We start from the raw sequence: 23,326 nt of genomic DNA on the forward strand, positions 1-23,326 counted from the left end.
CCAGTTTTCTATGTCTTGTCTGGGGTGTTTTGTGCTTTAATACGCAATGTATATCGAATTTTCGGCGTTTTTAACGTTTTTACTATCGAGCGGACTCGGTAGTTAGCTATAGGAAACATTTATGAGTTGGTTAGAAAAAATTCTGCCTAGAACATCGTCATCTTCTTCTCGTCGAAATATACCTGAGGGTGTCTGGACTAAATGTACCTCTTGTGATGCCGTATTATACAAGGCAGATTTAGAGCGCAATCTTGGTGTGTGTCCAAAATGTGATCATCATATGCGGGTATCTGCAAGAACGCGGTTAAAAGACTTTTTAGATTCTAATAGCGGTAAAGAATTAGCCGCAGATCTTGAGCCACAAGACTTACTTAAGTTTAGAGACAGTAAGCGTTATAAAGATCGCTTAGTGGCAGCGCAAAAACAAACTAATGAAAAAGATGCCATGATTGTTATGCATGGTACTTTGCAACAAATGCCGATTGTGGTGGCGTCTTTTGAGTTTGAATTTATGGGCGGCTCTATGGCGTCTGTAGTGGGTGCTAAGTTTGTGGCAGGTGTTGACTATGCTATAGAACATAAAGTGCCCTTTGTCTGCTTTTCTGCCAGTGGCGGGGCGCGGATGCAAGAAGCTTTATTCTCGTTAATGCAAATGGCTAAAACCAGTGCAGCGTTAGCTAAGCTTAGTGAACAAGGACTGCCTTATATTTCGGTGTTAACGGACCCAACCATGGGCGGCGTATCCGCTAGCTTAGCCATGTTAGGGGATGTTAATATTGGTGAACCTAAAGCACTAATTGGTTTTGCAGGCCCCCGAGTTATAGAACAAACAGTGCGAGAGAAGTTACCTGAAGGTTTTCAGCGTAGTGAATTCTTATTAGATCACGGTGCAATTGATATGATAGTTGACCGGCGAAAAATGCGCGATACAATTGCCAGACTTGTCGCTAAATTTATGCAGTTGCCTGCTCCAGTTACGGAGACTGACGACGCTTAAGGGTTTATGTCAACTACAATCATAAATAGCCAATCGTGCCAGACCCTGGACGATTGGCTTTATTATATAGAGCAAAGCCATCCGATAGATAAAATTGAGCTGGGACTGGCGCGGGTAGAAGCTGTCGCTAATAAAGGCCAATTGCAACATTTGCCGGGTAAAAAAGTGCTGATTGCTGGCACCAATGGTAAAGGCACCACAGCACGCTGTATCGAGCAATTATTGCTGGCGCAAGGCGCGACAGTGGGCGTGTACAGTTCTCCCCATTTACTACGCTTTAACGAACGCTTACGAATTAATGGCCAAGATGTAGCCGATAATGACTGGGTTGCTGCTTTTGCTTATATTGAACAGTTACGCGGTGATATTGGCTTAACTTATTTTGAGTTCACGACTTTAGTAAGCTTTCATTTGTTGCGCCAAGCTAAGCTAGATTATTGCATCATTGAAGTTGGCTTAGGTGGGCGCTTAGACGCCACCAATATTATTCAACCTGATGTTAGCGTTATTACTACCATTGATTTAGACCATCAAGATTGGTTAGGCAATGATCGCAATGTTATTGGCCGGGAAAAAGCCGGGGTGTTTAGAGCCGATGCAGTTGCTGTTATTGGTGAGTTAGATGTGCCGCCCTCGGTGATAGCCTATGCTAAAGAGCTAAATTGTGACAGTCGAGTGGTTAATAAAGACTATACTTATAGCGTTACAGCGAACAGCTGGAGTTGGCACAGCGGTGATGATGCATATACTGACTTACCTTTACCTAGCATTCCAGCACAAAATATCGCGTGTAGCTTAGTCGTTTTGCAACAGCTACAACAATTACCTACCGCCAGCTTATTACGCGCTGAATTAAAAAATATTAGCTTAGTCGGGCGTATGCAGTGGTTACAATCTCAGCCTGCGATAATACTAGATGTAGCGCATAATCCGCAGTCTGCACAGTATTTGGCACAACAGTTGAGTCAGCTTAGTAGCCAATATAAACGTATTATTGCCTTAGTGGGTATGTTAAAAGATAAGGATATTGAGCATACTTTATTACCCTTGTTGCCAATAATGAGTCAATGGCATGTCGCAACGTTAGCGGTACCTCGTGGCGCAACTTCGCAACAATTGGCGCAAGTGCTTACGGGCTCTACAGCAGAGGTAATACAACATAACGATGTTGTTAGTACATTTAAGCAGTTAAGACAGCAGTTACAGGCAGAAGACTTGTTGGTAGTATTGGGATCTTTTGTCACCGTGTCAGCTGTGTTGTCAGATTATAAGGAGACAAAATGACATCCGCATTTAAACATCGTTTGTTAGGGACCGTAATTTTAGTGTTGGCTGGTGTGATTTTTTTACCTGACTTATTAGATGGCGAAAAACAAGTTGTTAAAGACGACTTTAAAGTGATCCCAGAGCGGCCAGAATTTGAAGCTGTACCTAATCAGCAAGCGGTTCAAACCCAATCTATGGCCTCTGTGCGAGCAGAAATTGCCAATAATGCAGTTGATGAACCCATTCTTGATCAATCGACTGCTACTGAGCAAAGCGAACAGCTACCAGCACAACAGTACGCGCAAGTGACGGTGCCCTCTGAAACTAGTACTAGCGTTAATAACAGTAATAAACTGCAGAATGCTGCGCTATCCCAAGCGGCTTGGGTTGTCAGTGTCGGCAGCTTTAGTAAAGAGCAAAATGCCAATGCTTTAATGGCGAAATTACGCCAGGCGGGTTTTGCTTCTTTTACCCGCTCGGTCACGAATAGCAATGGCTTGCAATTAACTAGCGTGCTAGTGGGACCGGAACTGAAAAAAGAACGTTTAGAACAACAATTGCCTAAATTGCAAAAAATAACCGGTATTGAGCGCTTACGCTTAGTTAATTATCAACCTACTGAAAATAATTAGCCAACTAGTGCTTAGCTTTGTTAGAATATGCGCCGTCTTCAAACAACCTTTGGTAGCATATGGTCTGGGTTGATTTTGCCATTTTGGCAGTTATAGCCTTATCTTCTGTGATTAGCCTCGTTAGGGGTTTTGTCAAAGAAGCCGTCTCTCTTGCGGTATGGATCTTGGCCTTTTTTATTGCCAGTCAATACTATCCTCATTTAGCCAGCTTACTCACTTCTATGTCTGATCCGACATTGCGCAATGCTTCAGCTATTGCCATCTTGTTTGTCAGTAGTTTATTGGTGGGTGCTATCGTTAATTATGTTATTAGCAAATTAGTTCAGACAACGGGCTTATCGGGTACCGATCGGGTGTTAGGATTGGTGTTTGGTGCCTTACGGGGCGTGCTAATTGTTAGTGCCGTATTGTTTTTTATGGATGCCTTTACCCCTGCAGCCTCAGCGCAATGGTGGAAAAGCTCTGTATTGATCCCTGAGTTTGGTTTTATCATTGAGTGGTTCTTTAGTTATATTCAGAATCACTCCAGTTTTATGCAACAGCCTTAGTACGGGCGAGGAATATTCCATGTGTGGTGTTGTCGGTATTGTCGGAAAGTATCCTGTAAATCAAGCCTTGTATGATGGCTTAACGGTGTTACAACACCGCGGTCAAGATGCCGCGGGTATTGTTACTATTGATAGTAATAACACCCTTAAATTACGCAAAGCCAATGGTTTGGTAAAAGATGTATTTGAAGTTCGGCATATGCAGCGCTTGGCGGGTAATATTGGTTTAGGCCATGTCCGCTATCCTACAGCGGGCTCTTCTAGCACCGCTGAAGCTCAGCCTTTTTATGTAAATAGCCCTTTTGGTATTGCCTTAGCCCACAATGGTAATTTAACTAACTCCCATTTATTAGTTGATGATATTTTCCGCATTGCCAAACGGCATATCAACACTACGTCTGACTCTGAAATATTATTAAATGTGTTAGCACATGAGTTAAATAATACTGGTGTGATGCAATTACAGCCGGAACATATTTTCCGTGCGGTAGCTAATGTTCATCGTAAAATACGTGGTGCATACGCCGCCATGGCGTTAATTATCGGCCACGGTTTATTAGCATTTCGTGATCCTAATGGTATTAGACCATTAGTGATGGGTAAACGTGAAACGCCGCTTGGTACTGAATATATGGTGGCGTCAGAAAGTGTCGCTTTAGATGCCGATGGCTTTACTGTTATGCGTGATGTTTCACCAGGTGAAGCGGTTTATATCACCCAAGAAGGTGAGTTACATACTTTTCAGTGTGCAGAAAACCCAAGTTATACACCGTGTATTTTTGAGTATGTTTATTTTGCCCGTCCAGATTCGACCATTGATAATATCTCTGTTTATGCCTCGCGCGTGGCCATGGGCGCAGTATTAGGTGAAAAAATTAAACGTGAGTGGGCGCATTTAGATATAGATGTAGTTATTCCTATTCCTGAAACCAGCACCGATACAGCATTAAAAATCGCCACTGTACTGGGTTTACCGTATCGCCAAGGCTATGTGAAAAATCGCTATATTGGTCGTACCTTTATAATGCCAGGTCAAGAAGCGCGAAAAAAATCTGTTAAGCGTAAATTGAATGCTATTTGGCAAGAGTTTAAAGGTAAAAACGTATTATTAGTGGATGACTCTATTGTTCGCGGCACGACTTCTAAACAGATTATTGATATGGCACGTGAAGCGGGTGCGAAGAAAGTCTATTTTGCTTCTGCTGCACCTGAAGTACGCTTTCCTAATGTCTATGGCATAGATATGCCTTCGGCTAATGAGTTAATTGCCCATGGCCATGATGTTGATAGCATTTGTAACATTATTGGTGCTGACGGCTTAATTTTTCAATCGTTGCCAGACTTAATTGAAGCGGTACGTTTAGGTAATCCAGAAATTAAACGGTTTGATACCTCGGTTTTTGATGGTAACTATGTCACTAACGATATTGATCAAAATTATTTAAATCGCTTAGAGCAATTGCGCAACAATGATGCCAAAGCTAAGGCCGATGTGGCCATGGCAACTGATTTAGAAATGTATAACGAAGGTTAAGCGAGATCTTAATAAAATTTTAGCTAACTTTAGAATGAAAAAGGCAGTCAATAGACTGCCTTTTTTTGTTTGCAATAGTGAGTAGTTAATGGGAAAAGGCAGGACCTAAACCGTTATGCCATAAAATGGCAGTACCCGCTAAGATACACACTAATAACACTAATCCTGCTGTGACGACTGAGCTGGCATAGATAAAGCCGCGATCTTCAGGAATATGCATAATAATTGGTACGCCTACATACAGCAGGTATACCGAATACGTTAAGCCTACTAATCCCGCTACAACGACAACCCAGAGTTCTGGATATAAACCTGCAAAGCCAACCATAAACATTGGTGTTGCAGTATAAGCTGCTAATTCAAGGGTTTGGGTATGGCTGGGCTTAGCACCAAAAGTAAGCGCCATCCAGTTAGCTATAAAGCCTAAAATAAAAACGCCGGCAATTAAAGCGACATACATGCCTAAAGCCATAATTCTAGCGCTGTCTGCTGTTAAGGTTATTCGATCACCAGCACCAATGCTCCAGCCTAGATGAACCGCTGAGTAATAAGCACATAGTGCAGGAATTAAAGCAATTAGCATAATGTGGATCATGCTGTAACGGAGGCTTTCATGTCGCGTATCTATAGTATGCCACTCTTGTTTTGGATGAGCATACAGACCCCATAAGTGATTCAATATCATAATTATTATCCTTGTCACTTCCTAATACGACTGGACCAATTGTATGATCCTTGTATCAGTTATGACCAATATTCACCAGTTCGTCAAGTGAACTGACTAATATTTATACCGGACAACCAGAATGAAACCGAAACTCGGTGTCTGGGTTTTCAATAAGTTCTGCTTCAACCTGACCAAAAAACTGTATGCGTGCAGTAATATCAGTACCGGCTATTTTAGCTGCTAACTGTAAATAATCTTCAAAATGGCGCGCTTCAGAGCGCAATAATGATAAATAAAAGTCGGCTAATGGTTTATCTAAAAATGGCGCTAACTTAGCAAAGCGTTCGCAAGAGCGAGCTTCAATATAGGCACCACAAATTAATTTATCAATTAGCGCATTGGGCTCAAAAGTACTGACATGGCGTAGCATGCCTCGGGCATAGCGACTTGAGGTGATTTTGTCGTACGGAATTGCATAGTGTTGCATCATTTCTAGCACTTGATAAAAGTGATGTAATTCTTCCTTGATTAATAACACCATTTTATCCACTAACTCTTGGCCATAACCTGAGTTAGATTTAGGCAGCATAGACTTTTTAAGTCTTAAATCTGCTAGCTTCTGCCAATCACCTTGTTGCCGATAGGTAAAGTCTTCATAAGGCTTAAGCCATTGTAATAAGGCATCACCGCTTTGTTCATCAACCACATAACGGCGAATTAAATACATGGCAGATTGCGCCGCTTTTAATTCACATACTAAGTGGTCGGTTAATAAGATTGACAGATTCTCAGGCTGACGAGCTTGCTCAAGCCACTTATCAGGTGTGGCACAGTGCAAAAATGCATTTATAGGCGCTAACAACGATTGCAAAACAATTCCTTTAATTTCAATGAGAAAGTGTGGGTGTGAATAAAGTAAAATCAGTCGCTTAGGGGATTAAAAAATAATTGCCACTGATCAGCATTGACCAATAAATAACTACTTTGGCTATACCAATCACCTAACACATAACGCTGAGCTGTTTGCTGGTTAATCTCGAGCTGATGCACCGCTGGACGATGGGTATGACCATGGATTAATTTAAGTACATTGGCTTGGTGCATCACACTGATAACGGCTGCAGGGGTGACATCCATTATTTGCTGTTGATTGCTGTTGGTATACTGCTGTTTATGCTTGGCACTGCGTAAGCGGGCTTTTTGGGCTAAATGTTGGCGTAATTTTAGCGGTAAATTAAGCATTAAAAACTGCCACCAGGGTTGGTTCCACCATTTACGAAACTTCTGATAGGCTATATCTAAAGTGCACAGGCTATCGCCATGCATTATCAGGGTAGGTGTGCCGTATAAGTCGATCACTTGCTCGGCTGGCAATAGTGTCATGCCACAGCGGGTTGCATATTGCTGGCGTAGAAAGAAATCACGGTTACCATGAATAAAAAACAACTGAGTACCTTGGTTACTCAGTTGTTTCAATGCAGCTGCCACATCTGCTACTAATGGCTCTGGATTATCATCGCCAATCCAGACATCAAATAAATCGCCAAGAATATATACAGCGTCGGCATTAACAGCAGTTGTATGCAAAAAATGCATAAAGGCTGCAGTAATATCGGGGCGCTGTGCTGATAAATGCACATCAGCGATAAAAAGCGTATGCGGCATGCTGTTAGTGCTCATTGCGATAGCTCTTTGCGTTAGGCAGCTGTCTATAAGTTTTAGGCTTCAATAACAGCTTTTTCAATAATAACCGGTTCTACAGGTACATCAGCATGGCCATGCGAGTTGCCAGTTTTTACCTTTTTGATGCTATCTACCACATCCATACCTTCAACAACTTCACCAAAAACGCAATAACCCCAGCCTGAACTTGTTTCTGAGCTGTGATTTAAAAAGTCGTTATCGCCAACGTTGATAAAAAACTGGTTAGACGCTGAATGCGGATCATTAGTGCGCGCCATAGCAATAGTGCCTTTTTTATTGGCAACTTTATTATTGGCTTCATTTTTAATGGTAGCATTTGCGGTTTTTTGCTGCATATCTGCAGTAAAACCACCGCCTTGAACCATAAAACCATCAATCACGCGGTGAAAAATAGTGTTATCGTAAAAACCTGCTTTAACATAGTTGGTAAAGTTTTCTGCAGTTATTGGCGCTTTATCGGCAAAAAGTTGTAATTTAATAACGCCGTAATTGGTATGTAAGCTGATCATAAAATAGCCTCTTAATTTAAGTTGGTTTATTCTACCTGAGCTAGGGCGAATCATAAAGCAAAGATAGCGGCACAAGGGTGCCAGTGATACACTATTGGGCAATAAATTAAGCAATAATATCGGCCAGAGAGGCCACTTTGAGGACACGATGCTACATATTTTTAATACCTTAACCCGAAAAAAGCAGCTGTTTACACCTATTGAGCCGGGTAAAGTAGGGCTGTATGTTTGCGGTATTACCATTTATGACTATTGTCATGTTGGCCATGCTAGAACCTATGTTGCCTTTGATGTCATTAATCGTTACTTACGTTTCTCTGGCTACGATGTTACTTATGTTCGTAATATTACAGATGTTGACGATAAAATAATTAAACGTGCGGCAGAAAACAATGAAAGTTGTGATGCATTAACGGCGCGCTTTACTGAGGCTATGCATGCCGATTTTGCTGCCTTGGGTTTAATGCCAGCTGATATTGAACCAAGAGTTACTACTCACATGGCTGAAATTATTAGCATGATTGAGCAGCTAGTGGCGAAAGGTTACGCTTATGAAGCGGCTGGCGATGTATTATTTGATGTTAGTAAATATCAGGCCTATGGCGAGTTAAGCCAACAGAATTTACAGATGTTACAGTCTGGCTCACGGGTAGAAGTGGCCGATAATAAAGATGATCCATTAGATTTTGTGTTATGGAAATCTGCCAAAGCGGGTGAGCCATTTTGGAGCTCGCCATGGGGTGATGGCCGTCCTGGTTGGCATATTGAGTGTTCTGCTATGAGCGCCAAGCACTTAGGTCAACACTTTGATATTCATGGTGGCGGCTCTGATTTACAATTTCCGCATCATGAAAATGAAATTGCTCAATCAACCTGTGCTCATGATCATAAGTACGTCAATACTTGGATCCATACCGGTATGGTGCAAGTAGATAAAGAAAAAATGTCTAAGTCTTTAGGTAATTTCTTTACCGTTAAAGATGTATTAGCCAACTTTAATGCCGAGTCTGTGCGTTATTTCTTATTATCGAGCCATTATCGCAGCCAGCTGAATTACTCTAGTGAAAATTTAGAGCAAGCCCATGCCGCTTTAGGTCGCTTATACACGGCATTACGTAATGTGCAGCTCAGCGAAAGTATTAGCGAAAGTATTGATATGGCTAGTGACTATATCAGCCAGTTTAAAGCGGCGATGGATGATGATTTTAATACCCCTGAAGCTTTACCGGTATTATTTGAATTAGCCCGTGAAGTTAACCGTTGTAAAGAAACCGAACCGGCTAAAGCAAAAAAACTAGCGGCAGAGCTTAAATTATTAGCCGGCGTGCTAGGGTTATTGCAAGGTAGTGCTGAACAGTTTTTGCAATCAGGCACTTCGGATGATGATGTGACTGAAATTGAAGCTTTGATTACACAACGTAATGAAGCCAGAGCTAACAAGGACTGGGCTGCAGCTGATGCTGCGCGTAGCGCGTTAACCGCTAAAGGTATTATCGTTGAAGATAAAAACGGTGTGACGACTTGGCGTAGAGGCTAAGCACCCTTTACCAATACAACTAGACCGCTACAACTAAACTAGTGCTGTTAATCCAGTGCTAGGTATTAGTAGCAGTAAAAGTAAACAGTATTCGTTAAATAAAAAAACCGCCAATTGGCGGTTTTTTTATACTGATTAACTTAATGCTTATCGTGATACAGCTGACAAGCTTCTAAAGTATTTTCTATTAAACTCGCTACGGTCATTGGACCCACGCCGCCAGGTACTGGTGTGATATAGCGTGCGCGTTCGGCAGCTTTATCGTATTCAATGTCGCCAACTAATTTGCCGCTATCTAAACGGTTGATACCCACATCAATAACTAATGCGCCGGGTTTAATCCAATCACCTGGAATAAACTCAGCACGGCCCACCGCAACAATTAATAAATCAGCGCGACGAACGTGTTGCTCTAAGTTTTTAGTGAATTTATGGCACACCGTAGTAGTACAACCGGCTAACAGTAATTCTAACGCCATGGGTCGACCGACAATATTAGAAGCTCCCACTACGACTGCATCCATGCTCTTAACGTTAACGCCGGTGCTTTGTAATAGTGTCATGATACCTTTAGGAGTACATGAGCGTAGGGCGGGCATACGTTGCGCTAGGCGACCTATATTGTAGGGATGGAAACCATCAACATCTTTATGTGGATGAATCCGCTCTAACACTGCAGAGACATCTAAGCCGGCAGGCAAGGGCAGTTGCACTAAAATGCCGTCAACGGTTTTATCTAGATTTAGTGTGTCGATAAGCTCAAGTAATTGCTTCTCAGTGGTGTCTGAGGGTAAATCGTATGACACCGAATGAAAGCCGACTTCTTCACAGGCTTTACGTTTACTGCCAACATAAACTTGTGAAGCAGCATCAAGGCCAACCAAAATAACGGCTAAACCGGGTGGACGACGACCTGCGGCAATGCGAGCTCGAACTTGGGCTGCTACAGTGTCTTTTGTGGCTTGTGCTACGGCTTTGCCGTCAATGATTTGTGCTGTCATCTAAAATGGGTCTCTGGCGCTATTTATTTGATGGCGCTATTTTCGCATAGGCTTAACCATAACTCCATCCCGCATTTTTAGTTGTTTATTGCACAATAGGTTCAAATAATAGGCAGTCAGCTGTATTATGTGAAAAAAGGTTTGACCCTTTGCTTAGTCGGCTGTAATATTCCGCCCCGTTGCCCCAGTGCAATTATGTCGGTGATTAGCGCAGCTTGGTAGCGCACTTGGTTTGGGTCCAAGGGGTCGCAGGTTCAAATCCTGCATCACCGACCATTTTTAAATTTAGAGTGATATAATTATTATTCTAAATATAAAATAGCTTGATAGGGTTTCTATTGTGCGCCCGTAGCTCAGTAGGATAGAGCAACGGCCTTCTAAGCCGTGGGTCATAGGTTCGAATCCTATCGGGCGCGCCATAATAAGCGCTATAGTAATTAAGCAGTAACTAGTATAGTAAAAGTGTTAAAGTTAGATAGTACAGGTTTCAATGGTGGTTGTAGCTCAGTTGGTAGAGCCCCGGATTGTGATTCCGGTTGTCGTGGGTTCGAACCCCATCATCCACCCCATTTCTATATTGTCGGTGATTAGCGCAGCTTGGTAGCGCACTTGGTTTGGGTCCAAGGGGTCGCAGGTTCAAATCCTGCATCACCGACCACTTCTCTTGATTTAAAACACATAATTAAAATTCAACATTTAAAAGCGCACTTGGTTTGGGTACTCTCAATCCCACGGGCCACAGGTTCAAATCCTGCATCACCGACCACTTCTCTTTAGGTTATAAAAGCGCACTTGGTTTGGGTACTCTCAATCCCACGGGCCACAGGTTCAAATCCTGCATCACCGACCACTTCTCCCTAAGATTTAAAAAACTCAAAACTCAACATTCAAAACACATCATTTATAGCTTTTGTTCTAGGCAAAATTTAAGTTGTCATATAGTCTAAATACAATTTTTGTATAATTATTAGGCTACATTATGATTGTTGCAGAGACACCACGCTTGCGTATTCGCCATTTTACTGCGGCAGATAGCCAATTTACTCTGCAATTATTAAACGATGCTTCATTTATCAATAATATTGCCGATCGTGGTGTACGAAATGAGCATGATGCGCTGCAATATTTAGTTGAGGGGCCAATTAAAAGCTACCAAACTTATGGTTATGGTTTGTATTTAGTTGAACATGTCGAAAGTGCCGAGTCGATGGGGATGTGTGGTTTAATTTACCGTCAAGATTTACAAGAAACTGATATTGGTTTTGCTTTTCTACCACAGTTCTGTGGTCAAGGTTATGCCACTGAAGCCGCAAAGGCTGTTATCCATTATGGTTACCATAAATTGCAGCTACCGCGCATTGTTGGCTTAACCAGTGCGGCTAATATTAATTCAATAAACCTGTTGTCTAAACTCGGTTTACAGTTTGAAAAAACCGTTATGTTACCGGCGCAGCAACAATCCGTAATGCTGTTTTCTTAAGCAATGTAAAAAGAATTCTCTGTTAATTGCGCTATAAACTCTCCTCTGCTGACTACTATAAACTGTAATTTTATTACAGAATAGTACTATTCATATCATCAATACTAAAGATACATACAGTTAACCTTTGTCGTAACTAATTGAATCAATAATGTATTTATAATATATGGGTTAAGCTTGCTTGCTGCATTTTTGTTCGCCGGTGGTGCTGGGTTACCATTTTTGCTACTATACGCCTCGTAACAACCAAGGGAGGAGTTATGATTAACCCAACCTGGCGTCGAGTAGTGCTAAAAGTAGGCAGTGCTTTAATCGCGCCAGAAAACCAGGGCTGTAGTGAGCAGTTTTTACGTCCAATCGCTGAATTTATTCGGCAGTGTCGACTTCAAGACGTTGAAGTCATTCTTGTTTCGTCAGGCAGTGTTGCTGCGGGGCGTCATCATTTTAATTTTCAACACCAACGCGTGCCGCTTGCCCTAAAACGGGCCATGGCAGCGGTCGGCCAGAGTGAATTAATGAACTTTTGGAGCCGGTGTTTTGATTTTCCTTGTGCGCAAGTGCTATTAACCCATGGTGATTTGAGTGATCGAGTACGCCATGTCAATATTAAAAACACCTTACAACGTTTGTTAGATCATGGTGTGCTGCCTATCGTCAATGAAAACGATACAATTGCCACTGATGAAATTAAAGTAGGCGATAACGATAATTTAGCCGCTATGGTGGCAACTGTATCGAATGCAGATGCACTAATTATTTGTTCGGATGTCGACGGTTTATATACGGCTGATCCCAATAAAGACCCTACTGCAACCTTAATTACAGAAGTGGATTTTATTACCCCTGAAATTTATGCCCTAGCCGGTGGTGCTACTTCTAGTGTTGGTACTGGTGGTATGCGCACTAAGATTGAAGCGGCTGAAAAAGCTGCAGCGCATGGTATTGATACCCTGATTATTGACGGCCATAAAGAAGATAGTTTTTCGAGCTTATTATTGGGTGAAAATCCAGGCACAATTTTCTTTGGTCAAGAAACACCGATGTCAGCGAAAAAACATTGGGTACGCCATACCTTGCGTTCAAAAGGTGAAATTTGGGTAGATGACGGCTGTATTGAGGCTTTACGTTCACATGGTGCTTCTTTATTGTGTAGTGGTATCGTGGATATTACAGGCGAATTTGAATCAGGTGATGCAGTATTGATACGCTGCTCAAATGGTAAACGTAAAATTGCTAAAGGCGTAAGCCGGTTTAGTGCGAGTGAATTATTTTCGATTAAGGGCCAGCAAAGCAGAGATATTGAATCTTGTATTGGTTATTGCCCTACAGGCAGCGATGCCGTAATTCACCGCAGTGAAATGATGTTATTGGAGAGAATATGAGTACCGATGTTGCAGTAAAAATTGCTGCTAATGCGTCAAAAGCAGCCAAAGCGGTTGCTAATTTAACTACAGAAGAAAAAAACTTTGTTTTGCAAAGTATGGCTAATCATATCCGTGAAGCCACAACCGATATTTTAGCCGCCAATAAAGATGAAGTGGCTACTGCCGTTAGTAATGATACTAGCGCAGCGATGATTGACCGTTTAACGCTGACTGAAGAGCGCATTGAGGCTATGGCTAGTGCTATAGAGCAAATTATTGCTTTAGAAGACCCAGTTGGCAAAGCCCGCTTTATAGAGCAGCGTCCAAATGGTATTAATATTGAAAAGCGCCGTATAGCTTTGGGCGTAATTTGTATGATTTATGAAGCGCGACCTAATGTTACTGCAGATGCTGGAGCTTTATGTTTTAAAGCGGGTAATGCGGTTATTTTACGTTGTGGTCGAGAAGCGATTCAAACCAGTTTAGCTATAGCCAAAGCGATGCATCAAGCATTGCGCGAGCATAAGCTACCTGAAGAAGTGATTAGTATTGTACCCGATCCGGATCGCGATTTAATGTTAGGCTTATTAAAGCAAGAGCAATATATCGATTTAGTGATCCCACGTGGTGGTGAAGGCTTAATTCGCTTTGTAACTGAACATAGCCGTATTCCGGTTATTCAGCATTACAAAGGGGTATGTCATTTATATATAGACCAAAGTGCAGATTTAGACATGGCACTTAATTTATTGCTCAATGGTAAAGTGCAACGTCCAGGCGTGTGTAATGCGTTGGAAGGCTTGTTAGTGAATAAGCATTTAGCAGCAGATTTCTTACCTAAAGTAAGTGCAGCACTTTCTGAACATAATGTGATAGTGCATGCTTGTGCTAAAAGCTTAGAGTATTTTAATCAAGCTCAATTAATTGAAGAAGATGAATTTGGTCAAGAATATTTAGCGCCTGAAATAGCTATTCGGGTGGTTGATGACATGGACCATGCTATTGCCCATATTGATCGTTTTGGCAGTCAGCACACCGAAGTTATTTGTACGGCTGATCAAGCTAATGCCGAACGCTTTATTCGTCAGGTTGATTCTGCAGTCGTTATGCATAACAGTTCATCACGTTTTTCGGACGGTGGTGAGTTGGGTTTAGGGGCTGAAATAGGTATTTCAACCAGTAAGCTACATGCCTATGGACCGATGGGATTAGAAGCCTTAACCACAGAAAAATATGTGGTAACAGGTACCGGCCAAACCCGTAACTAATCCTTAGTGTAAGTACAATTTTCTAACACTTTAAAACGCAGCTTGGTTAAGTCAGCACCAAGCTGCGTTTTTTTAATCCTATTTTGTTATAATTTGGCATAAGTTTGGGGCTCGACCTCGGCCAATTAGCCCGCTATAATGCCGCGTCCTTTTTTATAACAGAGCTAGTAAACGTTATTAAACGAAGCTAGATCCTATTACTACGGCGTAGTGTAAACGCCCTATATTGAATTTGAGGAAACAAGATGCAAGTTTCAGTTGAAACCACTCAAGGTTTAGAGCGCCGTTTAACCATTACTGTGCCGGCCGAAAAGATTGAAAACGAAGTTAAAAGTCGTCTGCGTGATTTGGCCAAGCGTCAGCGTATTGATGGTTTCCGTCCAGGCAAGGCACCGGTTTCACTGATCCAAAAGCGTTTCGGCCAGTCGGTATTACAAGAAGTAGCGTCTGAGCAAATGCAACGTCATTTCTACGAAGCGATCATTGAAAACAAATTAAGCCCTGCAGGTACTCCTACTTTTGCACCAGGTGAATTAAGCCAAGGTAAAGATTTAGAGTTTGTTGCAACATTTGAAGTTTATCCAGAAGTTGAAGTGCAAAACTTAGACAAAATTGAAATTTCTAAGCCAGCAGTTGAAATTACTGACGAAGATATGAGCAAAATGTTAGACACATTACGTAAGCAACATGCTACGTGGGAAGTTAAGTCTGACGTTGCTGCTGCAGGTGACCGTGTTGAAATCGACTTTGTTGGTTCAATCGACGGTGAAGAGTTTGAAGGCGGCAAAGCCAGCAACTTTGAACTAGAACTTGGTCAAAACCGTATGATCCCAGGCTTTGAAGATGGCATTATGGGTAAAAAAGCCGGTGAAGAATTAACAGTAGATGTTAACTTCCCAGAAGATTACCACGCTGAAAACTTAAAAGGTAAAGCTGCAAGCTTTGCTATTACCATCAATAAAGTTGAGCAACAAGTATTACCTGAATTAACCGACGAATTTGCTGGTTTATTTGGTTTAGAAACCGCCTCAGTTGACGCACTTAAAGTAGAAGTACGTAAAAACATGAGCCGTGAACTTGAGCAAAATATTAAAGCTAAAGTTAAAGAGCAAGTGATCAAAGGATTATTAGCTAATAACGATTTAGATGTGCCTGCAGCTTTAGTTGAAGGTGAAGTTGACGTATTACGTAAACAAGCCATGCAACGTTTTGGTAATAATGTAGACGCCAAAAACTTACCTGAATTGCCAGCTTCTTTATTTGAAGAGCAAGCAAAAGACCGCGTTAAAGTGGGCTTATTATTAGGTGAAGTGATTAAAACTAATGAGCTTAAAGTTGATGAAGACAAAGTTCAGCAGTTAATTGCATCAGTGGCTTCTGCTTATGAAGATCCACAAGAAGTGGTACAGTACTACAATACCAATAAAGAATTAATGCAAAGCATGCGTAATGTTGCGTTAGAAGAGCAAGCCATTGATCTGATTTTAGCTAAAGCTAAAGTGACAGAGCAAAAAACAGCTTTTGACGAGATTATGAACCCGCAAGCTGCTCAGTAATATTGACTTATTGAGTCACGACAGTTTTAATGGCTCGGACAACAGTTCGGGCCATTTTATTTTTAGGCACTGCTTAGTAGTTATTTAGAGGGAACCTCATTTTATGTCTATGCCACAACATCTGAACGATTTAGTAAGCGCTTTAGTTCCTATGGTCGTTGAGCAAACCGCGAAAGGCGAGCGCTCGTATGATATTTACTCACGGTTATTAAAAGAACGCGTTATATTTCTAACTGGCCAAGTGGAAGACCACATGGCTAACTTAGTAGTGGCACAGTTATTATTTTTAGAATCTGAAAGCCCAGAAAAAGATATTTATATTTATATTAACTCGCCAGGTGGCTCGGTAACGGCGGGTTTATCAATTTATGATACTATGCGTTATATTAAGTGTGATATTGCCACTGTCTGCGTAGGCCAAGCTGCTAGCATGGGGGCCTTCTTACTATCAGGTGGCACTAAAGGTAAACGTTATTGCTTACCGAATGCGCGTGTCATGATCCACCAACCTTTAGGTGGTTTTCAAGGTCAAGCAACTGACTTTGACATTCATGCTCGCGAAATTTTATATATAAGAGAGAAGCTTAACCGTTTAATGGCTGAGCACTCAGGTAAAAGTTACGAGCAAGTATGTAAAGATACTGAGCGCGATAACTTTTTAAGTGCGCAACAAGCCTTGGAATATGGCCTAGTAGATGCCATATTAACTAATAGAGATAGTATAAAGTAACAGAAACTCAGCAGCCCTATAACACGGCCTGCGTTGTAGTGAAGAGGTAATTAGATGTCTGATCGCACCGACGGCGATAAGAGCGGTAAATTGTTGTACTGCTCTTTCTGTGGTAAGTCACAGCATGAAGTGCGTAAGTTGATTGCAGGACCACAAGTGTATATTTGTGATGAATGTGTTGATTTATGCAATGACATAATCCGTGAAGAAATAAAAGATATTTCTCCCAAACGTGATGCTGACAAATTGCCAGTGCCGCGCGAGATCCGTGCACATCTTGATGAATATGTTATCGGCCAAGAGCATGCGAAAAAAGTGCTAGCAGTAGCGGTATATAACCACTACAAGCGCTTACGTAATGCACAGCACAAGCCAGAAATTGAGTTAGGCAAAAGTAATATATTGTTAATCGGCCCAACGGGTAGCGGTAAAACTTTATTAGCTGAAACCTTAGCTCGGTTGTTAGATGTGCCATTTACCATGGCAGATGCAACGACCTTAACGGAAGCGGGCTATGTCGGTGAAGACGTTGAAAATATCATTCAAAAATTACTGCAAAAATGTGATTATGATGTAGAGAAAGCCCAGCGCGGTATTGTTTACATTGATGAAATAGATAAAATTTCACGTAAGTCTGATAATCCGTCTATTACTCGTGATGTATCAGGTGAAGGTGTACAGCAAGCGTTATTAAAGCTGATTGAAGGTACCGTTGCTTCAGTACCACCGCAAGGTGGCCGTAAGCACCCACAGCAAGAGTTTTTACAGGTAGACACTTCTAAGATACTGTTTATTTGTGGTGGTGCTTTTGCCGGCTTAGATAAGGTTATTGAGCAGCGCTGTGCTAAAGGTGCTGGTATAGGTTTTGGCGCAGAAGTACGCAGTAAAGAAAGCACGCGTTCAATTAGTGAATCGTTCCGTGATGTTGAGCCTGAAGATTTAGTTAAATATGGTTTAATACCTGAATTTATTGGCCGTTTACCGGTAGTGGCAACTTTAACTGAATTAGACGCTGATGCTTTAATTCAGATTTTAAGCGAACCGAAAAATGCCTTGGTAAAACAGTTTGCGGCTTTATTCCAAATGGAAGACGTGGAACTTGAATTTCGTGAAGATGCTTTAAAAGCTATTGCTAATAAAGCCATGGAGCGCAAAACGGGAGCACGTGGTTTACGCTCAATTGTTGAAGGTGTGTTACTGGATACTATGTACGAATTGCCTTCTATGGAAAGCGTGGCTAAAGTTGTTATTGATGAAACGGTAATACGTGGTGAGAGTGAACCGATATTAATTTATCAAACTACCGATACCGCAACAGCTGAATCAAAGTAAAATAACGATGTAAAGTTAAAAAAAGGAGCTGATTCAGCTCCTTTTTCGTTTTGCTAATTGAAGTTCGCTAATTGAACCCCATATACTTATACATGTTTCGCGGCAGTTTTATGTTTCGCGCCAGCAATAATTAAATTCGAGAGAGAATCAATGACAGTAGAACAAGCTGAACGTTTGCATATGCCAGTATTGGCGCTGCGCGACGTTGTCGTCTATCCCCATATGGTGATCCCACTTTTTGTTGGACGAGCGAAGTCTATCAAATGCCTCGATGCCGCTATGGATAATGATAAGCAAATATTTTTAGTGGCACAAAAAGATGCCACTTTAGATGATCCTAGCGTTGAAGATTTATATCAAATAGGTACGGTTGCGACTATCTTACAGTTGTTAAAGTTACCAGATGGTACGGTTAAGGTATTAGTAGAAGGTAGTCGCCGTGCGCGTATTGCTGAATTTACCGAAACTGAAGATACTTTTGCGGCCCATATTGATGTTATCGTCACTGCAGAGCCTGAAGGCCGTGAGCAAGAGGTATTTTTACGCTCAGCCATTAATCAGTTTGAAGGCTACATTAAACTGAATAAAAAAATACCACCGGAAGTCTTAACGGCGTTAAGTGGTATTGAAGATTTAGCCCGTTTAGCTGACACCATGGCAGCCCATATGCCACTTAAGGTTGAAGATAAACAAAAAGTACTTGAGTTGCTAGATGTAACAGAAAGACTTGAGTACTTGATGGCGATGATGGAAAGTGAAATTGATATCTTGCAAGTTGAGCGACGTATTCGTAGTCGGGTCAAAAAGCAGATGGAAAAAAGCCAACGCGAGTATTATTTAAACGAGCAAATGAAGGCGATTCAGCGCGAGTTAGGCGATCTGGAAGATGCTCCTGATGAATTTGAAGCCTTAGCGAAAAAAATTGAAGAAGTAAAAATGCCAGCTGAAGCGGCTGATAAAGCCAAAGCTGAGCTGCAAAAACTAAAAATGATGTCGCCAATGTCTGCTGAAGCAACGGTGGTACGTAGCTATATTGAATGGTTAACTAATGTGCCATGGAAAAACCGCAGTAAAGTGAAAAAAGACTTAGCTGCGGCAGAAAAGATATTAGATGCTGATCATTATGGTTTAGAGAAAGTTAAAGAACGCATTGTTGAATATTTAGCCGTGCAGCAGCGGGTCAATAAATTAAAAGGCCCAATACTATGTTTAGTGGGTCCACCAGGTGTTGGTAAAACCTCGTTAGGCCAATCTGTGGCTAAAGCTACTGGGCGTAAATACGTGCGGATGGCCTTAGGTGGCGTTCGAGACGAAGCCGAAATACGTGGCCACCGTAGAACCTATATTGGCTCAATGCCGGGTAAAATTATCCAGAAAATGGCTAAAGTGGGTGTGCGTAATCCATTATTCTTGCTAGATGAAATAGACAAGATGGCGTCAGACTTCCGGGGCGATCCTGCGGCAGCATTGTTAGAAGTATTAGATCCAGAGCAAAATACTACTTTTAGTGATCACTATCTGGAAGTTGACTACGATTTATCAGACGTCATGTTCTTTGCTACTTCTAATAGTTTAAATATTCCTGCTGCGCTACTGGATAGAATGGAAGTTATTCGCTTAGCCGGTTACACCGAAGATGAGAAGTTAAATATTGCTAAGCAGCATTTAATCTCTAAGCAAATTGGTCGTAATGGTTTAAAAGAAAGTGAAATTGTTATTGAAGATAGCGCTATTGTTGGCATTATTCGTTATTACACCCGCGAAGCTGGCGTGCGTAATTTAGAGCGTGAAATTTCTAAATTGTGTCGTAAAGCAGTAAAGCAAATCTTATTAAACAAGCAAATAAAGCAAGTGGTTATTAATAACGCTAACTTAGAAGATTTCCTAGGTGTGCAGCGTTTTGATTACGGTAAAGCGGATGACAGCAACCGTATTGGTCAAGTAACCGGTTTAGCTTGGACTGAAGTGGGTGGTGACTTATTAACGATTGAAGCCGCGTCTGTGGTGGGTAAGGGTAAGCTAACCTTTACAGGATCACTGGGCGATGTGATGAAAGAGTCAATTCAGGCCGCCATGACAGTGGTACGCAGCCGAGCTGAAGGCTTACGTATTAACGAAGATTTTTATGAGAAGCGTGATATTCATGTTCACGTACCAGAAGGTGCAACGCCAAAAGATGGCCCAAGTGCGGGTATCGGTATGGTGACAGCATTAGTCTCCAGCTTAACCGGTAATCCGGTACGTGCTGATGTTGCTATGACGGGTGAAATTACCTTACGTGGTGAAGTATTGCCAATAGGCGGTTTAAAAGAGAAGCTATTAGCCGCCCACCGCGGTGGTATTAAACGGGTATTAATTCCGCATGATAACGTGCGAGATTTAAAAGATATTCCGGATAATGTTAAAGGTGACATTGAAATTTGCCCAGTAAAATGGATTGATGAGGTGTTGGATTTAGCACTGCAAGAGCCGACAGCACGGGTTTCTGTGGAAAAACCGCTAAAAAAGCAGCAAAAAGTAAAAAAATCGAAAAAAATCCGCTTTAGGGGGCTTTTAATTCCCGTAAGCTGTGATAAGTTATGTGCAGTTTCGGCGTAGCCCTTATCAGACAAGGGCTACAGTCAAAGCAATAATAATAGCTTTACTGTTTCTTTTGCTTGCAAGCGTTCAAGTTGCTTGTTATAACATTGGGACGCACTTACAAGGTTAGTAAAGTGTAGCTATTAAAATAATAACAATTGAAGGGGATGATATTGTGAACAAGTCTCAACTTATCGACAAAATTGCTGCTGGTGCAGACATTTCTAAGGCCTCAGCGGGTCGTGCTTTAGATTCGTTCATTGATGCGGTTACTGAAGCTCTTAAAGAAGGCGAGTCTGTAGCATTAGTTGGTTTTGGTACTTACAGTGTGCGTGAACGCGCAGCTCGTACTGGTCGTAACCCACAAACGGGTGCAACTATCCAAATCGCAGCGGCTAAGATTCCAGCTTTCAAGCCGGGTAAAGCATTAAAAGACGCCTGTAACTAAGCCAAAGGTTGGTGTTTTTGAACACTAATAATTGGGCGGAAGTTTGATTTTAAGTCCGCAGATGAGTTTCGAATATAGACAGAAATGAATTGACGGATGTAGGATAAAGCAACCGTAGCCTTGTAAAGGCTTCTCTAAAAAAAGCGCATCTGTTAAGATGCGTTTTTTTTTACGGCAACAACTAACTACTGATGTTGCTTCCCAGGCGCTAAGTTGAATAAAGAGATCGTACCAAGATGTTAGAAAAAATCAGAGAAGGATCGCAGGGGATAATTGCCAAAACAATATTAGGTTTGGTTATCCTGACATTTGCCTTGGCAGGTGTGGGCAGCTATTTAAGTTCTCCTGCCGAAGTTAATGTTGCCACCGTAAATGGCGATAAAGTAACTAAAGCCGAGTTTGATCAAGCGTTTCAAAATGAACGTTCGCGCCTGCAACAGCAATTTGGCGAAATGTATGCCACTTTAGCTGCAGACCCAGCTTATATGAATAACTTTCGTAGTGAAGTGTTAGAGCGTTTAATTGACGAGCGTCTCCAACAGCAGTTTGCTACTAAACTTGGCTTACGTGTTAGCAACGATCAAATTCGTGATGCTATCCGTGATATGACCGAGTTTCAAATTGATGGTCAATTTAATAATGACCGCTATATCGCATTATTACGTCAGTCTGGTTATCAACCAGAGCAATTTCGTGAGCTGATGCGTGAGCAAATGTCGCGGAATCAATTATTAGTCGGTTTATTGGGTAGTGATTTTGCCACTGCTAACGATATGCAGCAGTTAATGAAATTACAACAACAAAGCCGCGATGTTGAATATGCGCGTATTGTTGCCGCTGATTTCAGTGCTGATGTCACGATAACAGAGCAAATGTTAGAAGATTATTACACCACTCATATTGCCCAGTATCAAACTGAGCAAAAAATTGCCGTGGAATATATTGAATTGTCTGCCCAGACGTTAGCGCAAAACATTGCTATCTCAGATCAGCAAATCCAACAGTTCTATAACGACAATCAAGCTTTATATGCCAGCGAAGCACGGCGTAAAGTTGCTCATATTATGCTTGAGTCAGAACAAGCAGATACTGCCATTGAAAACAAAGCCAAACAATTACTTGCCCAAATAAAATCTGGTGCTGATTTTGCTAAGTTAGCGGCAACAGAATCTGCCGATACTTTTTCTGCTGAAAATGGCGGTGAGTTAGATTGGTTAGCGCTTGGCGATATGGATGAAGATTTTGAAGCTGCTGCTTTTGCATTGGCCAAAGAAGGCGACTTAAGCCCAGTTGTGAAAACAGCTTATGGCTATCACATTATTAAACTCATTACGCTTGAGCCTGCACAGCAACAGCCATTAGCTGAAGTGTCAGCACAAATTGCTCAACGCTTACAAGAAGATCAAGCTGCTACTGAGTTTTACGATGCACAACAGCGTTTAGCCGAAGTTAGCTTTGAAATGCCAGATACTTTAGAAGATGCGGCGCTAGCTATTGATGTTAAAGTTGTTTCAACACCCTTATTTAGCCGTACCACTGTGTCTGCGCCATTAAATGCACCTGCAGTGATGGCAAAATTATTTGATGCTAATTTTATTGCTGAGAAAATTAATAGCGATGTTATTGAGCTAGATAAGCAGCACGTGATCGTGGTTAGAGTTAAACAATCTGAACCAGCACGTACACTAGGCTTAGATGAAGTTAAAGCGTCAGTTGAAGCCGCGGTTATCGCTGAGCAAACAGCCTTACTGGCTAAAGCTAAAGCAGAAAAGCTGTTAGCTGAGTTTTCTAATATGAGTTTTGCTCAGTTAGTAACATCTGCCGATTTAAGCTTAGAACAGGCTATCGATACACCTCGCTTTGGTGGCACCTTAGATGGTCAAATTCGGGCTAAAGCATTTGCAATGCCGCGACCTATTGATAATAAGCCAGCCGTTGATATGGTAGTGCTTGCTAATGGTGATGTTGCTTTAGTTTCTGTAGTGGCAGTAAAAGCCACTGCAATAACGGTAGCGCCTAATGCCGAGCAGATTGAACGCTTAGCGGAGCAACATGCTCAACAAGCTTATGCCGCTGTATTAGCGTCATTAAAAGCTAAAGCTGAAATCACTCGGAACTTACGCGCGGCGCAAGGCACTGAGAGCGGATTATAATAAGCGTTTAATTAGGCGGT

At 41.7% G+C, this 23,326-nt stretch carries 20 protein-coding genes and 4 tRNA genes; 19 read left to right on the plus strand and 5 right to left on the minus strand.

Going from position 1 to position 23,326, the window contains the following annotated elements; genetic code table 11:
- Nucleotides 1-121: 121 nt before the first annotated feature.
- From accD to purF, 5 genes are read left to right on the plus strand one after another with little or no spacing between them, the layout of a single operon-like run.
- Nucleotides 122-997 carry an acetyl-CoA carboxylase, carboxyltransferase subunit beta gene (gene accD / locus BI198_RS06505; protein ID WP_070048827.1) on the plus strand — a complete coding sequence of 292 codons (876 nt, stop codon included), beginning with the start codon at nt 122-124 and terminating at the stop codon, nt 995-997.
- 6 nt (nt 998-1,003) lie between these two features.
- Nucleotides 1,004-2,281 (plus strand): bifunctional tetrahydrofolate synthase/dihydrofolate synthase, encoded by a 1,278-nt coding sequence (gene folC, locus BI198_RS06510; protein WP_070048828.1) that lies wholly within the window; start codon nt 1,004-1,006, stop codon nt 2,279-2,281.
- Nucleotides 2,278-2,895, plus strand: a complete 618-nt coding sequence (locus tag BI198_RS06515; protein WP_070048829.1) for an SPOR domain-containing protein — start codon at nt 2,278-2,280, stop codon at nt 2,893-2,895. The genes folC and BI198_RS06515 overlap by 4 nt, the downstream gene beginning before the upstream one ends.
- Nucleotides 2,896-2,954: 59 nt before the next feature.
- On the plus strand, nt 2,955-3,443 hold the full coding sequence (locus BI198_RS06520; RefSeq protein WP_070048830.1) for a CvpA family protein: 489 nt from the start codon (nt 2,955-2,957) through the stop codon (nt 3,441-3,443).
- A 19-nt stretch (nt 3,444-3,462) separates the two neighbouring features.
- Nucleotides 3,463-4,977: an amidophosphoribosyltransferase gene (gene purF / locus BI198_RS06525; protein ID WP_070048831.1), complete on the plus strand. Its 1,515-nt coding sequence runs from the start codon at nt 3,463-3,465 to the stop codon at nt 4,975-4,977.
- A gap of 85 nt (nt 4,978-5,062) precedes the next feature.
- Here the strand turns inward: purF and BI198_RS06530 are convergent, their stop codons facing one another.
- From BI198_RS06530 to BI198_RS06545, 4 genes are all read right to left on the minus strand, one after another.
- Nucleotides 5,063-5,662: a Yip1 family protein gene (locus tag BI198_RS06530; RefSeq protein ID WP_070048832.1), complete on the minus strand. Its 600-nt coding sequence runs from the start codon at nt 5,660-5,662 to the stop codon at nt 5,063-5,065.
- A 103-nt stretch (nt 5,663-5,765) separates the two neighbouring features.
- Entirely contained in the window at nt 5,766-6,515 is a 750-nt protein-coding gene (gene miaE, locus BI198_RS06535; protein ID WP_070048833.1) for a tRNA isopentenyl-2-thiomethyl-A-37 hydroxylase MiaE, read from the minus strand.
- Between the two features lie 50 nt (nt 6,516-6,565).
- Nucleotides 6,566-7,324, minus strand: coding sequence for a UDP-2,3-diacylglucosamine diphosphatase (locus tag BI198_RS06540; RefSeq protein ID WP_235605265.1), 759 nt, complete (start codon nt 7,322-7,324; stop codon nt 6,566-6,568).
- A 38-nt stretch (nt 7,325-7,362) separates the two neighbouring features.
- Entirely contained in the window at nt 7,363-7,857 is a 495-nt protein-coding gene (locus BI198_RS06545) for a peptidylprolyl isomerase (RefSeq protein ID WP_070048834.1), read from the minus strand.
- Nucleotides 7,858-8,005: 148 nt separating this feature from the next.
- On the opposite strand from BI198_RS06545, the gene cysS reads away from it, so the two are divergent.
- A complete protein-coding gene (gene cysS, locus BI198_RS06550; protein ID WP_070048835.1) occupies nt 8,006-9,394 on the plus strand; it encodes a cysteine--tRNA ligase in 1,389 nt (462 codons plus the stop codon).
- 140 nt (nt 9,395-9,534) lie between these two features.
- On the opposite strand, the gene folD is transcribed toward cysS, so the two are convergent.
- Nucleotides 9,535-10,395, minus strand: a complete 861-nt coding sequence (folD, locus tag BI198_RS06555) for a bifunctional methylenetetrahydrofolate dehydrogenase/methenyltetrahydrofolate cyclohydrolase FolD (protein WP_070048836.1) — start codon at nt 10,393-10,395, stop codon at nt 9,535-9,537.
- 199 nt (nt 10,396-10,594) lie between these two features.
- Between folD and BI198_RS06560 the strand changes: the two genes are divergently transcribed.
- The 13 genes from BI198_RS06560 (at nt 10,595) to BI198_RS06620 (ending at nt 23,306) form a co-directional block, all read left to right on the plus strand.
- A tRNA-Pro gene (locus BI198_RS06560) sits at nt 10,595-10,671 on the plus strand.
- 66 nt (nt 10,672-10,737) lie between these two features.
- A tRNA-Arg gene (locus BI198_RS06565) sits at nt 10,738-10,814 on the plus strand.
- 74 nt (nt 10,815-10,888) lie between these two features.
- Nucleotides 10,889-10,964 (plus strand) — tRNA-His (locus BI198_RS06570).
- A 12-nt stretch (nt 10,965-10,976) separates the two neighbouring features.
- A tRNA-Pro gene (locus tag BI198_RS06575) sits at nt 10,977-11,053 on the plus strand.
- A 321-nt stretch (nt 11,054-11,374) separates the two neighbouring features.
- A complete protein-coding gene (locus tag BI198_RS06580) occupies nt 11,375-11,875 on the plus strand; it encodes a GNAT family N-acetyltransferase (RefSeq protein ID WP_070048837.1) in 501 nt (166 codons plus the stop codon).
- Between the two features lie 260 nt (nt 11,876-12,135).
- Nucleotides 12,136-13,257: a glutamate 5-kinase gene (gene proB, locus BI198_RS06585; protein WP_070048838.1), complete on the plus strand. Its 1,122-nt coding sequence runs from the start codon at nt 12,136-12,138 to the stop codon at nt 13,255-13,257.
- Nucleotides 13,254-14,507 (plus strand): glutamate-5-semialdehyde dehydrogenase, encoded by a 1,254-nt coding sequence (locus BI198_RS06590; protein WP_070048839.1) that lies wholly within the window; start codon nt 13,254-13,256, stop codon nt 14,505-14,507. The genes proB and BI198_RS06590 overlap by 4 nt, the downstream gene beginning before the upstream one ends.
- A gap of 245 nt (nt 14,508-14,752) precedes the next feature.
- Nucleotides 14,753-16,063: a trigger factor gene (tig, locus tag BI198_RS06595; RefSeq protein WP_070048840.1), complete on the plus strand. Its 1,311-nt coding sequence runs from the start codon at nt 14,753-14,755 to the stop codon at nt 16,061-16,063.
- Between the two features lie 121 nt (nt 16,064-16,184).
- Nucleotides 16,185-16,793, plus strand: a complete 609-nt coding sequence (clpP, locus tag BI198_RS06600; RefSeq protein ID WP_083256671.1) for an ATP-dependent Clp endopeptidase proteolytic subunit ClpP — start codon at nt 16,185-16,187, stop codon at nt 16,791-16,793.
- Between the two features lie 54 nt (nt 16,794-16,847).
- Nucleotides 16,848-18,125, plus strand: a complete 1,278-nt coding sequence (clpX, locus tag BI198_RS06605) for an ATP-dependent protease ATP-binding subunit ClpX (protein WP_070048841.1) — start codon at nt 16,848-16,850, stop codon at nt 18,123-18,125.
- A 150-nt stretch (nt 18,126-18,275) separates the two neighbouring features.
- Nucleotides 18,276-20,723 (plus strand): endopeptidase La, encoded by a 2,448-nt coding sequence (gene lon, locus BI198_RS06610; protein WP_141728854.1) that lies wholly within the window; start codon nt 18,276-18,278, stop codon nt 20,721-20,723.
- A gap of 157 nt (nt 20,724-20,880) precedes the next feature.
- Nucleotides 20,881-21,153: a nucleoid-associated protein HU-beta gene (gene hupB, locus BI198_RS06615; RefSeq protein WP_070048842.1), complete on the plus strand. Its 273-nt coding sequence runs from the start codon at nt 20,881-20,883 to the stop codon at nt 21,151-21,153.
- Nucleotides 21,154-21,389: 236 nt separating this feature from the next.
- The gene (locus tag BI198_RS06620) at nt 21,390-23,306 is read left to right on the plus strand and encodes a SurA N-terminal domain-containing protein (RefSeq protein ID WP_070048843.1); all 1,917 of its coding nucleotides are present in this window, start codon (nt 21,390-21,392) and stop codon (nt 23,304-23,306) included.
- Nucleotides 23,307-23,326: the final 20 nt, after the last annotated feature.

This window comes from Rheinheimera salexigens (genome assembly GCF_001752395.1).
Classification (GTDB): domain Bacteria; phylum Pseudomonadota; class Gammaproteobacteria; order Enterobacterales; family Alteromonadaceae; genus Alishewanella; species Alishewanella salexigens.